16 protein-coding genes are annotated in these 15,641 nt (G+C 68.7%); 2 read left to right on the top strand and 14 right to left on the bottom strand.

The window, feature by feature from the left end:
- Nucleotides 1–11: 11 nt before the first annotated feature.
- From ACT54X_RS25400 to ACT54X_RS25380, 5 genes are all read right to left on the bottom strand, one after another.
- Nucleotides 12–278 carry a hypothetical protein gene (locus ACT54X_RS25400; protein ID WP_476349323.1) on the bottom strand — a complete coding sequence of 89 codons (267 nt, stop codon included), beginning with the start codon at nt 276–278 and terminating at the stop codon, nt 12–14.
- Between the two features lie 105 nt (nt 279–383).
- Complete coding sequence (locus ACT54X_RS25395; RefSeq protein WP_294375204.1) at nt 384–1,382, bottom strand: TRAP transporter substrate-binding protein; 999 nt, start codon at nt 1,380–1,382, stop codon at nt 384–386.
- 56 nt (nt 1,383–1,438) lie between these two features.
- Complete coding sequence (locus ACT54X_RS25390) at nt 1,439–2,719, bottom strand: TRAP transporter large permease subunit (protein ID WP_476349321.1); 1,281 nt, start codon at nt 2,717–2,719, stop codon at nt 1,439–1,441.
- A 10-nt stretch (nt 2,720–2,729) separates the two neighbouring features.
- A complete protein-coding gene (locus tag ACT54X_RS25385) occupies nt 2,730–3,224 on the bottom strand; it encodes a TRAP transporter small permease (protein WP_294375211.1) in 495 nt (164 codons plus the stop codon).
- 131 nt (nt 3,225–3,355) lie between these two features.
- Complete coding sequence (locus ACT54X_RS25380; protein ID WP_294375214.1) at nt 3,356–4,033, bottom strand: TetR/AcrR family transcriptional regulator; 678 nt, start codon at nt 4,031–4,033, stop codon at nt 3,356–3,358.
- 61 nt (nt 4,034–4,094) lie between these two features.
- On the opposite strand from ACT54X_RS25380, the gene ACT54X_RS25375 reads away from it, so the two are divergent.
- The gene (locus tag ACT54X_RS25375; RefSeq protein WP_476349319.1) at nt 4,095–4,406 is read left to right on the top strand and encodes an ATP-binding protein; all 312 of its coding nucleotides are present in this window, start codon (nt 4,095–4,097) and stop codon (nt 4,404–4,406) included.
- Here ACT54X_RS25375 and ACT54X_RS25370 read toward each other — a convergent pair.
- The 9 genes from ACT54X_RS25370 to ACT54X_RS25330 all read right to left on the bottom strand — a co-directional run bounded on the left by ACT54X_RS25370 (nt 4,382) and on the right by ACT54X_RS25330 (nt 14,323).
- Nucleotides 4,382–4,831: a YchJ family protein gene (locus tag ACT54X_RS25370; RefSeq protein WP_476349317.1), complete on the bottom strand. Its 450-nt coding sequence runs from the start codon at nt 4,829–4,831 to the stop codon at nt 4,382–4,384. The two genes, ACT54X_RS25375 and ACT54X_RS25370, sit on opposite strands and share 25 nt — an antisense overlap.
- Before the next feature lie 11 nt (nt 4,832–4,842).
- A complete protein-coding gene (locus ACT54X_RS25365; protein WP_476349315.1) occupies nt 4,843–6,642 on the bottom strand; it encodes a hybrid sensor histidine kinase/response regulator in 1,800 nt (599 codons plus the stop codon).
- Nucleotides 6,643–6,672: 30 nt separating this feature from the next.
- A complete protein-coding gene (locus tag ACT54X_RS25360) occupies nt 6,673–7,803 on the bottom strand; it encodes an acyl-CoA dehydrogenase family protein (protein WP_476349313.1) in 1,131 nt (376 codons plus the stop codon).
- Nucleotides 7,804–7,854: 51 nt separating this feature from the next.
- The gene (locus ACT54X_RS25355; protein WP_476349311.1) at nt 7,855–8,487 is read right to left on the bottom strand and encodes a pyridoxamine 5'-phosphate oxidase family protein; all 633 of its coding nucleotides are present in this window, start codon (nt 8,485–8,487) and stop codon (nt 7,855–7,857) included.
- 13 nt (nt 8,488–8,500) lie between these two features.
- Complete coding sequence (locus tag ACT54X_RS25350) at nt 8,501–9,751, bottom strand: glutamate carboxypeptidase (protein ID WP_476349309.1); 1,251 nt, start codon at nt 9,749–9,751, stop codon at nt 8,501–8,503.
- Nucleotides 9,752–10,003: 252 nt separating this feature from the next.
- Entirely contained in the window at nt 10,004–11,188 is a 1,185-nt protein-coding gene (locus ACT54X_RS25345; RefSeq protein WP_294375233.1) for an acetyl-CoA C-acyltransferase, read from the bottom strand.
- Nucleotides 11,189–11,223: 35 nt separating this feature from the next.
- Entirely contained in the window at nt 11,224–13,140 is a 1,917-nt protein-coding gene (aceK, locus tag ACT54X_RS25340) for a bifunctional isocitrate dehydrogenase kinase/phosphatase (RefSeq protein WP_294375236.1), read from the bottom strand.
- A 34-nt stretch (nt 13,141–13,174) separates the two neighbouring features.
- Nucleotides 13,175–13,885 (bottom strand): carbonate dehydratase, encoded by a 711-nt coding sequence (can, locus tag ACT54X_RS25335; protein ID WP_294375238.1) that lies wholly within the window; start codon nt 13,883–13,885, stop codon nt 13,175–13,177.
- 33 nt (nt 13,886–13,918) lie between these two features.
- A complete protein-coding gene (locus tag ACT54X_RS25330; protein WP_294375239.1) occupies nt 13,919–14,323 on the bottom strand; it encodes a MerR family transcriptional regulator in 405 nt (134 codons plus the stop codon).
- Between the two features lie 139 nt (nt 14,324–14,462).
- Here ACT54X_RS25330 and ACT54X_RS25325 point away from each other — a divergent pair, with 139 nt between their 5' ends.
- Nucleotides 14,463–15,551: an MBL fold metallo-hydrolase gene (locus ACT54X_RS25325; RefSeq protein ID WP_294375241.1), complete on the top strand. Its 1,089-nt coding sequence runs from the start codon at nt 14,463–14,465 to the stop codon at nt 15,549–15,551.
- Nucleotides 15,552–15,641: the final 90 nt, after the last annotated feature.

Below are 15,641 nucleotides of genomic sequence, written 5' to 3'. Positions count from 1 at the left end.
ACGAGGCGGCGTCAAACGCCGGCCAGCGGCCACTCCTGTCCGTCGGCCGTCACGAGCACGCCGAGGGTTGACTCGCTCTGCGCCAGCGGCACGCCCATGAAGCGTTCCTTGTCCAGCCCTTCGTCGCCCATGTTGATAGCGATGCGGCCATTGCGCCGGGCCTGGATCAGCGCGTCGTACTGGGCCGGCGTGAGCAGCAGCTTCTGCGGGTAAGCGTTGTCGTGCTCGGCCCAGTGCTTGCGGATGGCGTGGAGGGCGAGGTCGTAGAGAGTGGCCATGGCGGGATCATAGAAAACATGGGCACCGGGCCCTGCGGGCCCAAAGAAAAAGGCGGCCCGCAGGCCGCCTCGATGGACAGGGCCGCACGCGCGGCCCTCCCGCCATCACTTCCGCAGCTTGGCCAGCTCGGCCATCATGGCCTGCACGGTGCCCTCGCCCACGCTGGCCGAGTTCTTGTCGATCACGGGCTTCATCTTCTCGCGCAGCTTGGTCACCTCGGCGGCGGACAACTCGTTCACTTCCATGCCGGCCTTCTTCAGGTCTTCCAGGCCGCTTTGCAGAATGGCGCGCGACTGGGTGCGCTCGTACTGGGCCGACTCGACCGCGGCCTCCTTCAGGATCTTCTGGTCGGCCGGCGGCAGCTGGTCCCAGAACTTCTTGCTGATCACCACCGACTGCGGGTTGTACTGGTGGTTGGTGATCGTCATGTACTTCTGCACTTCGTAGAGTTTGGCGGCCTTGATGGTGGCCACCGGGTTCTCCTGGCCGTCCACCGCCTTCTGCTCCAGCGCGGCATACACCTCCGGGAAGGGCAGCGGGGTGGGGTTGGCACCCAGCGCCTTGACCCAGTCCACATTGATCGGACTGGGGATCACGCGCAGCTTGAGGCCCGCAATGTCTTCCACCTTCTGGATCGGGCGCTTGCTGTTGGTGATCTGGCGGAAGCCCAGCTCGTAATAGGCCAGGCCGACCAGGCCCTTGTCTTCCAGCTTCTTGTGCAGGTTCTGGCCGAAGGGGCCGTCCACCACCGCATCGGCCTCGCGCGCGTTGCCGAAGAGGAAGGGGAAGTCGTAGATCGCGAAGTCCTTCACCAGGCTGGAGAAGATGCCCGAGTTCATCGACGCCATCTCGAGCGTGCCGCCCTGCAGGGCCGACACGTTGGCCTGGTCGCTGCCCAGCACGCCGCCGGGGAAGACCTGCACCTTCAGGCGGCCGGCGGACTTCTTGTCCACCAGTTCGGCGAACTTCTCCATGCCCAGCACGATGGGATGGCCCTTGGCGTTCTGGTTGGCGAACTTGATGGTGCGCGTCTGCGCGGGCGCCATGCCGGCGGCGGCGAGGGCCACGGCGGCCACGATGGTCTTGAGGAAGAGTCGCTTCATGTCGGGGGTCTCCTGGGTCGCGAGAAGAAAAACGGAAAGAAGAAAGGAGCGGTCGCTCAGCCGTGGAACCAGCGCGCAGGCACGATCACCAGGGCGGGAAAGAACACCATCAGGAACATCACGCCGAACTGCGCCACCATGAAGGGCCACACGCCCTTGGTGACCTCGTCCATGCTGACCTTGCCCACGCCGGCCACGGTGCTGAGCACCGTGCCCACCGGCGGCGTGATCAGCCCGATGGCGTTGTTGATGATGAACAGCACGCCGAAGTACACCGGGTCGATGCCGGCGGCCTTGATGATGGGCATGAACACCGGCGTGAGGATCAGGATGGTGGGCGTCATGTCCATGGCCGTGCCCACCAGCATGGTGATGACCATGATCACGAACATCAGCAGGATCGGGCGGTCGAGCAGGGGCTGCAGCACGGCCACCAGTTCGGCCGGCAGGTTGGCCACGGTGATCATCCAGGCCGACACCATCGCTGCGGCCACCAGGAACATGATCACCGCCGTGGTGCGCGCCGCGGCCTCGAACAGGCCATAGAGCTGCGAGAGCTTGAGCTCCTTGTAGACCACGGTGGACACGAAGAGCGCGTACACCGCGGCCACCACGGCGGCCTCGGTGGGCGTGAAGACGCCGAACTTCAGGCCCACGATCACGATCACCGGCAGCACCAGCGCGAAGGTGGCGTCCTTGAGGGCGGTGAGCACTTCGGCGCGGCTGGCACGCGGTGCGGGCTGGATGTTCTCCTTGCGCACCAGCCACCACCAGGTGAGCCACAGCGCCGCGCCCAGCATGACGCCCGGCGCAATGCCGGCCATGAAGAGCTTGGAGATCGACACGTTGGCCGCCACGCCGAAGACCACGAAGCCGATGGAGGGCGGGATGATGGGCGCAATGATCGAGGCCGCCGACAGCAGGCCCGCCGAGCGCGCCTTGTCGTAGCCGGCGCGGTTCATCATGGGCAGCAGCAGCGCCGCCAGCGCGGCGGCATCGGCCACGGCCGAGCCCGACAGCGAGGCCATGATGATGGCCGCCATGATGCCCACGTAGCCCAGGCCGCCGCGCACATGGCCCACCAGCGTCATCGCGAAGTTGACGATGCGCCGAGACAGGCCGCCGGCATTCATGATCTCGCCGGCCAGCATGAAGAAGGGCACGGCCAGCAGCGGGAAGCTGTTGGCGCCCTCCAGCGTGTTCTGCGCCAGGATCTGCGGATCGAACATGTCCATGTGCCACATCAGCGCCGCGCCGCAGGCCAGCAGCGAGAAGGCGATGGGCACGCCCAGGGCCATGGCGCCGAGCAGGGCGCCGAGGAAGATCGCGATGGTCATGGCCGTCCTTTCAGCGCGAGGGTTGGGAGGCGGCCTCGTGCGGCGCGTCCTCGGATTCGGTCACGCCGATCAGCTCGGACTCGGCGAGCCGGCCCGCCAGCAGCGCCACGAACTCGGTGGCGATGAAGACCATGGCGATGGCCGAGAAGAACACGCCCGCGCCGTAGAACCAGGCCATGGAGACCTCCATGACGGCGCTGGTGCTCTCGCGGTTGATCTGCATCTGCACCCACGAGCCCTGCAGCATGAAGAAGCACAGCATCAGCATCAGCAGGTGGCTGGCGCCCAGGCACAGCTTCTTGCCCACGCGCGGCAGGCGCGACACCAGCGTGTCTGTGCCCAGGTGCTGGTGCGAGCGCAGCGCCACCAGCGCGCCCAGGAAGGTCATCCACACGAAGAGCCAGCGCGACAGCTCCTCGGAGATCAGCAGGCCGTCGTTGAAGCCATAGCGCAGCACGACGTTGCCGAACACCATGACCACCATCAGCGCCAGGCAGACGACCATGGCGAAGGAGAAAAACCGGCACAGCCGATCGAGACAGTTCCCCCACATACACGCTCCTTGAAGAAGGGCGGAGTTTGTACGAACTGGTTAGTTTTGCGCTCCCGGAGAAACCCGAGGCCGGGGGGCGGCGGTCAGGGCGCGCTGACGAAGCGCACCACCATGTCGATCACGCTTTCCCGGCGGTGCGCCATGTAGGCGGCGGAGGTGGTGTCGAGCTTGAACAGCGCCCCGAATGTATGCCGGTTCGAGACGTTGAAGAAGCTCAGCGCCGAAATAGAGGCATGGATGTCCACCGCGTCGAGCCCGGGCCGGAAGACGCCGCTGGCGAGGCCCCTCGCATACAGCCGCTCGATGGCCGCAATGGCCGGCACGTTCAGCTCCTGGATGCGCTGCGAGGCGGCGATGTACTGGCCGCGGTGGATGTTCTCGCTCATCACCAGGCGAATGAAGCGTTCGTGCTGCAGGTGGTGGTCGAAGGTGAAGGCCACCAGGCGGCGCAGTGCGGTCTCGGGCTCCAGGTCCTCCAGGCGCAGGTCGGCCTCGATCTCGCGGACCTGCCGGTACGACTCTTCCAGCACGGCAAGGTACAGGCCCTCCTTGCTGCCGAAGTAGTAGTAGATCATCCGCTTGCTCGTCTGCGTCAGCGCGGCGATCTCGTCGATGCGGGCCCCGGCCAGGCCCTTTTCAGCAAACTCCTCGGCCGCCACTTCAAGGATGTTGGCGCGCGTGCGCTCCGGATCGTTGGTGCGGCTGGCGGCAGGCTTCGCGGCGGCACTGCGGCGCACGCGCGAATGGACGAGTTCGTTCATTTTTTCAGTATAGGGCGCGGCCCTGCCTCGGCGAGCGAACGTAGACTGGGCCAGGAACACCATGGCCAGCGACGCCCCTCCCGCTTCATCGCGCGACAGCCGCCACCGCCCCGGCTGGCTGCCCCTGGTCGACGCCGCGCGCTGCACCGGCTGCGGCTGGTGCGTGGCGGCCTGCCCACCGCATGTGCTCAGTCTCGAAAGCCGCGACTGGAAGAAGCAGGCGGTGTTGCATGACGCCCCCGCCTGCACCGGCTGCAGCGACTGCGCGGTGGTGTGTCCTTTCCATGCCATCGCCATGCGGCGGGTGGCTGCGGCGGGCCCACGGGTGGACGCGCCGATCGAGGCAGATCAGCGCAGGTCGCCGTCCACGTAGTACCAGCGGCCGTCTTCGCGCACGAAGCGGCTGCGCTCGTGCAGGCGCGAAGCCCGGCCGGAGGCATCGCGCGAACGGGCGACGAATTCCACCTCGGCCCGGTCTGCGCCCAGCGGCAGGTGCGCCCGCACATCCAGGCCCAGCCATTGCACCGAGGGCGACTCGGACAACTGCAGCATGGCGGGCCGCGTTCGCGGATGCCAGGTGGCCAGCAGGTAGGCCTCATCGCCCAGGCCATAGGCGGTGTAGCGCGAACGCATGAGCGTCTCCGCATCGGACACGCGCGCGGCACGCTCGTCGGCAGGCGTCTGCGCATCGGCCAGGAAGCGACCGCAGCAGTCGGCGAAGGCGATTGAACGGCCTCGCGCCTTGCGGCCGCAGGGGCAGGGTTGCGAGGACGCGGGCAGCGTCGCGGGTGCGGGCATGGGAAGAGGCATCAGGAAAAGACAGGGCCGGCGGCGGCACCACCGGCCTCCAGGCAGGGGCCGACGGCGCGCACGATGGCGGCCCGCAGCGCAGCCGACGACACGGGCTTGTACAGCAGCTGGAAGCCGGCCGCCTCGACCTGGGCCCGGTCGGCCTGCGCGGTCTCGCCGGTCACCACGACCACCTCGCGCACCTTGCCCAGGCCATGGAGCGTGCGTGCCGCGGCCAGGCCCGACAGGCCTTCACCCAGGCGAAGGTCGCTCAGCAGCAGGTCGAAGCGACCGGGCAGCGCCAACGCCTCGCTGGGCGAGGCGGCGACCACCACGTCGTGGCCCCAGCCGCCCAGCAGCGCACGCATGCCCTCGCGCACCGGCGCCTCGTCGTCCAGAACCAGGATGCGTGCCGGTGCACAGGGCGGCAGCGCTTCGGCGGCCGGCGCCTCAGGCAGCGGCGCGGCGGCAGCGAGCCACAGCGAGAAGGTGCTGCCCCGCCCGGGCGCGCTGCGCAGTGCGATGCGGCTGCCCAGCGTGTGCGCCATGCTGGCCACCAGCGCCAGACCGAGCCCAAGGCCGCGCGAACGGTCGCGGCCCGGGTTGTCGACCTGGAAGAACTCCTCGAAGACCTGCTCCCGGTGCTCCGGCGCAATGCCGATGCCGCTGTCGCGCACCTCGATGCGCCAGCCTGCCTCGCCGTCCTGTGTGGACGCACGCGCCGCCATCAGCACGCTGCCCTGGGCGGTGTACTTGAGCGCGTTGTCCACCAGGTTGGCGAGCAGGCGGGAGAGCATCTGCCCATCCGCATTCACGCGGGCCGCGGTGGGGCGCGCCCGCAGCCGCAGCCCCTTGGCCGCTGCCGCCGTCGCGAAGCGTCCATGAAGGGCGTCGAACAATTCGCCCAGGTCCACCGGCGCCAGCTGCACGGCCACAGCACCGCGGTCCAGTTGCGCGATGTCGAGCAGCGCATCGACCGAGCCGCGCAGGGCCTCGATGCTGCCCTGCATATGGCGCACGGCGGCCGGTGCGGCGGGACGGCCGCCTTCCAGCGCATCGATGAAGACGGCCAGGGCATGCATGGGCTGGCGCAGGTCGTGGTTGGCTGCGGCAAAGATGCGCGCGCGCTGCGCCGCCAGCTGGGCCACGCGGTCGAGCTCGGTCTGCAGCGCCTCGGCGAGGCGCGCGTTCTCCAGGCCGGACTCGATGGCGCCGACGATCAGCAGGTTCTGCTTGCGGGCGTAGTGCAGAGTGGCCATCAGCTGCGACAGTGCGAGCACACCCATCAACATGGCCGGGCCGCCCTCGCCGGCCGTCATCAGCCGAATGGCAATGCTCAGGTACAACGGCACGCCGAAGCACAGCGTGGCCAGCCACCACTGCGCCAGCGCGGCGATGGAGACGCTCGCCACGCCACTGATGAAGAAGTACTGCAGCAGGATCAGCGCCAGGTCGCCGCGCGGGAAGAACAGCCACGGCGCCGCGGCCCAGACCAGCCCCGGCAGCAGCATGCGCCACTCCAGCCGGCGGCGCCAGCGTGCCGCGTCCGCGGTCTGGAAGGTGGCCGGGTCCACGCCGTGCAGGTGGCGGTACATGTGCCACTGCATGCCGTGGACCATCGCGGCCCACACGAAGACCCCGGTCTGACGGGTGAGCACGGCGAATGTGATCCAGAAGACGGCCGCCGTGAGCGCCGCCACGAAGGGCGTGTCGCGGGTGTCGAGGATGTAGGCCCGCGCCAGCGTGAGGTCCACGCGCGCATCGGCATGGGGCGCATCGCCCCACCATCGCCGAAGCCGTTGAAGCCTGTCGCCCGTCATCCGGGCAGGATAGCAGCGGCCCGTGACGGCTCAGGCCAGCGCGCGCTGGATCAGCAGCTTCTGGATGTCCGAGGTGCCTTCGTAGATCTGGCACACGCGCACGTCGCGGTAGATGCGCTCCAGCGGAAAGTCCTTCACGTAGCCGTAGCCGCCCAGCGTCTGGATGGCGGCGCTGCATACGCGCTCGGCCATTTCGCTGGCGAAGAGCTTGGCCATGGCGGCCTCCTTGAGGCAGGGCTGGCCGGCATCGCGCAGGCTGGCCGCGTGCCAGATGAGCTGGCGCGCCGCCTCGATCTGCGTGGCGCAGTCGGCCAGGCGAAAGCCCACGGCCTGCTGGTCGAAGATCGGGCCGCCGAAGGCCGTGCGGTCCTTGGCGTACTGCAGCGCGAATTCGAAGGCGCTGCGGGCCATGCCCACGCTCTGCGCGGCGATGCCGATGCGCCCGCCCTCCAGCGCGCCCAGGGCGATCCTGTAGCCCTCGCCTTCGGCGCCGATCAGGTTCCCGGCCGGGATGCGGCAACCGTCGAACTGGATCAGTGCCGTGTCGCTGCTGTGCTGGCCCAGCTTGTCCTCCAGCCGGGCCACCGTGTAGCCGGGCGTGTCGGTGGGCACGAGGAAGGCGCTCATGCCGCGCTTGCCGGCAGCCTTGTCGGTCATGGCGATGACGATGGCCACCTGGCCGTTCTTGCCGCTGGTGATGAACTGCTTGGTGCCGTCGATCACCCAACCTTCACCATCCTTCCTGGCCGTGGTACGCAGGCTGCTGGCATCGCTGCCCGCCTGCGGTTCTGTCAGGCAGAAGGCGCCCAGCATGCGGCCCTGGGCCAGGGGCTCCAGCCATTGCCTCTTCTGCTGCGCACTGCCGTAGCGCATCAGGATGGCGTTGACCGGGCAGTTGGTGACGCTGATGGCGGTGCTGGTGCCGCCGTCACCGGCGGCGATCTCTTCCAGCACCAGCGCGAGCGTGAGGTAGTCCAGGCCGGCGCCGCCGTGTTCCTCCGGCACGCAGATGCCATAGGCGCCCAGTTGCGCCAGGCCCTGGTGCACGTCCTTGGGGAAGTGGTGGTCGCGGTCCCACTGCGCGGCGTGCGGCCACAACTCGGCCTGGGCGAACTCGCGCACCGCGTCGCGGATGGCTTCCTGGTCGGGGGTGAGCAGCATGGATCGTGTCTCCTGTCGTTGTCGTGGGCGCAGGGCCCGGTGCCTGGCGGGTCAGGGGCCGGGTCGGCCTTCCTCGTCGAGCTGCGTGCGGTAGCGGGCCAGCATCTGCTCCTGCGACTCGGCCGCGGTCGCATTGCCCATCTGGTCGTGGATCATCTGGTTGAGCGTGGGCAGGGCCGAGCGCGGTCCCCAGGTGGTCGCATCCCACAGCTGCGAGCGCATGAAGGCCTTCGGGCAGTGCAGGTAGGCCTCGTGCACCTGCACCTCGACCACCAGCCTGGGTCTCTGGCGCTCGCCCTCGAACTGGCCGGTGAACGCCGGCTCGTCGCGAAGCCGGGCACGGCCGTTGACGCGCAGCGTCTCGTCCACGCCGGGCACCAGGAAGATCAGCGCGATGCGCGGATCGGCCAGCAGGTTCTCGAAGGTGTCGAGCCGGTTGTTGCCGCCGGAATCGGGCAGCAGCAGCGTGCGGCCGTCCTCGCTGGCCTTGACGAAACCGGGCGCACCGCCGCGCGGCGAGGCATCGAGCAGCGCGCCATGCACGCCGCCGCTCGCCACCACGCAGAAGGGCGACAAGGCCACGAAGCGCCGGCCGTGCACGTCAAGGTGGTCGAGTTGCTTGCGCAGCGCGCGCTCGCCGGGGGCGGCATAGAGCGCGCGGAGTTGTTCGGCGTTCTGGATCATGGTGGCGTGCGCTTCAGCGGCCTGCGCCAAGGTCCATGATGAGCCGGGTCGCCATGTACAGGCGGCGCGGGATCGCGTCGATCTGCACATACTCGGCCTTGTCGCTGTGATAGTTGAAGCCCGGCAGGCCCAGGCTCTCGATCACCGGTTTGCCGGCCAGCGCGGCGTAGGCCGCATCGGTACCGCCGCCGGAGCGTTCCTCGATCACCAGGCTGCCGCCGGCCTCGGTGTAGTAGCCCACGGCCTTGTCGATCAACACCTTGCCCGCCTCGCCGGCGTTGAAGGCCGGCCGGCCACGGGTGACCAGCACCTGCACCTCGGCATTGGGCAGCTTCTTCTTCTGCGCGCGGGCCTCCAGCTCCTTCATGGCTGCTTCGAAGTCCTCGTTGCGGGCATAGCGCACGTCGGCATTGAGCGTGGCGCTGTCGGGAATGATGTTGGACACGGCGCCGGCCTTGGCAATGGTCCAGTTGAAGCGCAGGCCGCGGGCCTTGTCGTCGATGTCCATGGTGCGCAGCACCAGGTCCGAGGCCTCCACCAGCGCATTGACGCCCAGCTCGGGCGCGGCGCCGGCATGCGAGGCCTTGCCCTTGATGTTGACCTGCACATAGGCAATGCCCGAGGTGCCCAGCGTGAAGCCTTCCTTGATGGCCGACGAGGGCTCGAAGGACAGCACATAGTCGGCCTTGGCCGCCTCCTGCTGGATCAGGTCGCGCGAGCCGAAGGAGCCCTTCTCCTCGTCGGTGTTGAACAGCACCGTGATGCTGCCGAAGTCCTGGAAGCCGCGCGCCTTGAGCAGTTGCAGCGCATGCAGGATGACGGCGTTGCCGCCCTTGTCGTCGGCGATGCCGGGACCATAGGCCTTGTCGCCTTCGATCTTGAACGGCGATTTGGCCAGCGTGCCCTTGGGATACACGGTATCCATGTGCGAGATCAGCAGCAGTCGCTTGCCGCCCTTGCCCTTGAGCGTGCCGACGATGTTGTCACCCACCACCGGGCCGGCCGCCGCGCTGCGCGTCACCGTGAAGCCCAGGGCCTTGAGGCGCTCTTCCAGGTAGGCACCGGCCGCCGCCATGCCGTCGGCATTGCCGGTGCCGGTCTCGATGTTGACGAGCTGCTCCAGCGTCTTGACCACCGCCGGCTGCTCGGCCGTTGCGGCCTGGAGCAGCGCCTCGTCACGGGCATGGGCCGGCGCGGCGGCGAGGAAGGAGGCAGCCATCAGGCCGGCGAGCAGGGGACGGAGCTTGAAGGAAGACGAAGTCACAGGGAGTCGATAAAAGAAAAGGAACGAGTGGGTCATCCTGCATCCGCGCACATCGAGGGGCCGCGGAGCAGGCCATGTCAAGGCACCCGAGGAACTGGCTTTGCCAGGCCTCCGGGTGCGCCCCCCTCCAAGCCGAAGGCGCAAGAGAGGGGCTGAGGGCCGCGGCTCCGAGCCTGCCTGCGCAGCTTGGACGTGCCCGAAGAGCAGCCGCCTCTGGCGGCCGCCTGGAGCCGCGAAGCGGCTTGGGGGGTGTCATAGCAGTTCAATGGCGACCGCGGTGCCTTCGCCGCCGCCGATGCACAGCGTCGCCACGCCGCGCTTCCTGCCGCGCTGCTGCAGCGCGTGGATCAGCGTGACCATGATGCGCGCGCCGCTGGCGCCGATGGGGTGGCCCAGCGCGCAGGCGCCGCCGTGGACGTTGACGATGTCGTGCGACACGCCCAGCTCGTGCATCAGCGCCATGGGCACCACGGCGAAGGCCTCGTTGACCTCCCACAGGTCCACGTCCTTGACCGTCCAGCCGGTCTTGGCGAAGAGCTTCTGCACGGCCCCCACCGGTGCGGTGGAGAACCACTCGGGCTGCTGCGCATGCGTGGCATGGGCCACCAGGCGGGCGATGGGCCTGGCGCCGATCTTCTTCGCATGCGACTCGGTGCTCATCACCAGCGCCGCAGCGCCGTCGTTGATCGAGGAACTGGAGGCGGCGGTGATGGTGCCGCCATCCTTCTTGAAGGCGGGCTTGAGCGTGGGGATCTTGTCGAGCTTGACCTTTCCCGGGCCTTCGTCCAGCGCGATCACGGTCTCGCCGGCGCGGCCCCTGACGGTGACGGGCGCGATCTCGGCCTGGAACAGGCCGTCGCGGCTCGCATGCTGGGCGCGCTGCACGCTGGCGATGGCGAAGGCGTCCTGCTGCTCGCGGGTGAAGTGGTACTTGGCGGCGCAGTCCTCGCCGAAGGTGCCCATGCTGCGGCCGGGCTGGTAGGCGTCCTCGAGGCCGTCGAGCATCATGTGGTCGAAGATGCGGTCATGGCCCATGCGGTAGCCGCCGCGGCCCTTGAGCATCAGGTAGGGCGCATTGGTCATGCTCTCCATGCCGCCGGCCACCATCACCTCGTGGGTGCCGGCCAGCAGCAGGTCGTGCGCCAGCATGGCGGCCTTCATGGCCGAGCCGCACATCTTGCTGAGCGTGACGGCACCTGCGCTGTCGGGCAGGCCGCCCTTGTAGGCCGCCTGGCGGGCCGGCGCCTGGCCCTGGCCGGCCATCAGGCAGTTGCCGAACAGCACCTCGCCCACGGCATCGGGTGCGATGCCGGCGCGTTCGACGGCCGCCTTGATGGCAACACCGCCCAGGTCGTGCGCGGCGAGCGAGGCGAAATCGCCCTGGAAGGCACCCATGGGCGTGCGGGCGGCGCCGAGGATGACGATGGAGTCGGACATGGCGGGGGTCTCCTTGTGCAAGTGGGTGGAAAGGATCAGGGCGTTGCGGCGGCAGCCCGGGCGTTCGGTACCGGGGCCGGACCGGCAGCAGCAGCGGCGGGCATCTCGGCGGCGTCGTCGGCATCGCTCGCACCGACGCTCTCGCCGCGCTGGGCACGACTGAAGCGCCGCCGCTCGTCGTAGGGAAACACGTCCAGCATGTGGCCGGCCAGGATGCGTTCCTTGTGGCGCTGCCAGAAGGCGGCGTCGAGCAGGTCGGCGTGGTGCGCCATGAAGGCGGCGCGCACATGGTCGTTGGCCAGCAGGAAGGGCTCGAAGGTCTCGGGGAACACGTCGCGCGGGCCCACGCTGTACCAGGGCTCGCCGCTCAGCTCGTCCTCCTCGCAGCGAGGCGGCGGCACGCGGCGGAACTGGCAGTCGGTGAGGTATTCGATCTCGTCGTAGTCGTAGAACACCACCTTGCCGCCGCGCGTGAGGCCGAAGTTCTTCCACAGCATGTCGCCGGGGAAGATGTTGGCGGCCACCATGTCCTTGATGGCATGGCCGTACTCCACCACGGCCTGCGTCAGCTGCTGCTGCGCCCGCTCGGCCGCGGCCGGCGACTCGGGCTGCGCGATCTGCTCCAGGCATTCGGCCAGCAGGATGTTCAACGGGATCATGCGCCGCTCGATGTAGACATGCTTGATGACGAGCTCCATCTCGCCGTTGCCGTCGCGGTCGCCGATCTCGACCTGGCTCGGCGCGAAGCGTTGCAGCTCATCCACCAGTGCGGGCTCGAAGCGGTCGAGCGGGAAGCCGACCCCGCTGTACTCGAGCGTGTCGGCCATGCGCCCCACGCGGTCATGCTGCTTGACCAGCTGGTACTTGCGCTTGACCTGCTCGCGCGTGGTGTCCTTGGGCGGCGGGTAGAAGTCCTTGATGACCTTGAAGACGTACGGAAAGGACGGCAGGTCGAACACCAGCATCACCATGCCCGGAATGCCCGGCGCCAGGCGGAATCGGTCGCTGCTGTAGTTCAGGTGCGAGAGGAAGTCGCGGTAGAACAGCGTCTTGCCCTGCTTGGCCAGGCCCAGGGCGCTGTAGAGCTCGGCCCGCGGCTTGTGCGGCATGAGCGCGCGCAGGAAGCGCACCCAGGCGCTGGGCACTTCCATGTCGACCATGAAGTAGGCCCGCGCGAAGGAGAACAGCATCTGCAGCTCGTCCTCGCCGAACAGGGCCGCGTCGATCACCAGGCGCCCGTTCGCGTCATGCAGGATGGGCAGGGCGAAGGGCAGCTCGGTGAAGCCGTTCTGCACGCGGCCCACCACGTAGGCGCCCTTGTTGCGGAAGAACAGCCCCGACAGCACCTGCAGCTGGAAGTTGGCCCGTAGCCGCACCGGCCCCAGCGCGCCCAGCACGGCCTGCGCCACCTGCTGCGCGTCGCCCGCCAGATCGGCGAAGGGCACGATCAGGCCGAACCCGTTCACCAACTGCATCACGCTGCCAGCCAGCGAACCATCCCGCGGGTAGTAGGCGCGGTAGGTGGGCGCGCCCTGCGGCTCGATGTACTCGGTGCTGATGGCCGGCCGCACGAAGATGAAGTCGTTCTGGAAGTAGGCCCGGTGCAGGATCTTGATGGTGACCGAGTTGAAGAAGCTCTCGGCCAGCTCGGGCTGGTGATGGTCCACCAGCAGGCCGATGTAGTGCAGCTTGACCTGCTGCCACACATCCATGGGCTGGGTGCCCGCGCTGAACTCCTTTTCGAGCCGGGCGACGGCCTCGGCGACGCGCAGGGCGTAGAACTCGATGCGCTCGCGCTGCGCGCGCTGCTGGCCGGCCCAGTCGGCGGTCTCGAAGCGGTGCTTGGCGCGGGCCGACTCGGCGCGGAACAGCCGGTAATGCCGGTTGAAGCCGTCGATCAGCGCCTTGGCGATGCCATAGGCGAGCGGCGAATCCAGGCGCTGGGGAAACATGACGGCCGCGCCCTTCCTGCCCCTGCGCCCGGCCTCACTGGCCCTGGATGACCGCCTGTGCGCGCGGCTGCGGCGTGGCGGCGGCGGGCGCACTCCACTTGGCACGGATTCGCTGAACCGCCGCCTTGTAGATGCCGTCGAGCGGCTTGCCGCCGTCGACGCTGATGCCCAGGTCCTGCAGCAGGCCGTCGTGCACACCGAAGGCCCAGCCGTGGATGGTGACCTTCTGGCCGCGGCTCCAGGCGTCGACCATGACGGTGCTCACCGCCACGTTGACCACCTGTTCGGCCACGTTCAGCTCGCATAGCGCATCGTCGCGCACGGCCTCGGGCAGGCTCTCCAGCATGACATGGTGTCGATCGCGCACGTCCTGGATGTGGCGGATCCAGTTGTCGGCCAGGCCCACGCGGGTGCCGTTCATCGCCGCCTTGACGCCGGCGCAGCCGTAGTGGCCGACCACCATGATGTGCTCCACCTTGAGCAGGTCGACCGCGAACTGGATGGTGGACAGCGCATTGAGGTCGGAATGGACCACCACGTTGGCCACGTTGCGGTGCACGAACACCTCGCCCGGCTCCAGGCCGGTGATCTGGTTCGCGGGCACGCGGCTGTCGGAGCAGCCGATCCACATGAACTTGGGCGTCTGCTGCTTGACCAGGCTGGTGAAGAAGCCGGGGCGGTCGCGCTCCATCTGGGCAGACCAGGCGCGGTTGTGGGCGAACAGTTCTTGGATCGGGTCGGTCATGGCGGGCATTGTGTCAGCGGGCGGCGTGCCGTCCTACGCGGTGGCCTTGGTGGCGGCCTTGCGGGCGCGGGCCAGCGCCGAGCGGCTGGCAGTCTCCTGCGCGCGCACCTCGGCCAGGTTGGCCTGCAACTCGGCCATCTGGGCCTCCAGCCGCTCGCGGTGGGCGCCCAGCACGCGCAGAAAGGCCTCGAGCTGGGGCACGGTGTCGCGCGGGCTGTCGTACATGTCGAGCACGTCGCGCGCCTCGGTCAGGCTCAGGCCGAGCCGCTTGGCGCGCAGCGTGAGCAGCAGCCGCGCCCGGTCGCGCGCGGTGTAGACGCGGTTGCGGCCCTGGCGCTCCGGCGTGAGCAGACCCATGTCCTCGTAGAAGCGGATGGCCCGCGTCGTGAGGTCGAATTCCTTGGCCAGTTCGCCGATGGTGTAGGTGGTGTTGGACATGCCAGAGGGATCGCCGCGCCCGGCGAAGGGTCGCGCACCGGTGACAGCGCCATCTGAAGGCGCTGCCTACAATGAGCGCAACTCTTACGTTGACGTAAACGTCAATACTAGCCGAGCCGGCCGCCACCGGCAATGCCGCATGAACCTCCTCGAACGCGAACTCCACTACCCCCTGGGCGACGCCCTGCCCGAGCCCGGCAAGACCATCGAGGTCGCGCCCGGCGTGCGCTGGATCCGCATGCGCCTGCCCTTCGCGCTGGACCACATCAACCTCTGGCTGCTGCGCGACTGCATCGACGGCCGCGAGGGCTGGAGCGTGGTGGACTGCTGCATCGCCCGCGACGAGGCGCGCCAGCAGTGGGAACAGGTGTTCGAGACCGAACTGCAAGGCCTGCCGATCCTGCGCGTGATCGTCACCCACATGCACCCGGACCACATCGGCCTCGCGCACTGGTTGTGCGAGCGCTGGGACGCGCCGCTGTGGATCAGCTCCACCGACTATCACGTGGCCCGCGTGCTCAGCACCGCCGGCGACACGCTGGCCGGCGGCGAGGCCGCCGCGGCCTTCTTCGCGTCTCATGGCATGAACGACCCCGAGGCGCTGGCCAAGCTGCGGGCGCGCACGAGCTACTACAGCAACATGGTGCCCGCCGTGCCGGACCGCTTCGTGCGCATGATGGACGGCGACGTCATCCGCATCGGCGACCATAACTGGCGCTGCATCGCCGGCTACGGCCACGCGCCCGAGCACATCTCGCTGTTCTGCGAATCGCTGCAATGGCAGGACGAGACCGGCCGCCACGCCGGCGTTCTGCTGGGAGGCGACATGATGCTGCCGCGCATCTCCACCAACGTGAGCGTGCATGCGGGCGAGCCCGAGGCCAATTCGCTGCGACTCTTCCTCGACAGCATCGAACGCTTCAACGCCCTGCCTGCCGAGACTCTGGGGCTGCCGGCCCACGGCAAGCCCTTCCGCGGCATCCACCGCCGCGTGGAGCAGCTGCAGGAGCACCACCGCGACCGTCTGGCCGAACTGCAGGCTGCCTGCGCGCAGAAGCCGCACACGGCGGCCGAGGCCCTGCCCATCCTGTTCAAGCGCGAGCTGGACCTGCACCAGATGACCTTCGCCCTGGGCGAGACCATCGCCCACCTGCACTGCCTCTGGTTCGCAGGCCAGTTGCGGCGCGAGCGAGGCGAGGACGGCATCTACCGCTTCCGTCTGGCCTGAGGCGCGGCCCGAACGAAACCCTCGCGCCCGACCTGAGGCGCGGCACGGATGAGGCCCCCTCCCCTCGCGGGAGAGGGAGCCACCCCCTCC

This window comes from Pseudacidovorax sp. DMC4 (genome assembly GCF_056314265.1).
The sequence above is the reverse complement of the archived record's forward strand: the minus strand, read 5'-3'. Positions and strand labels throughout refer to the sequence as shown.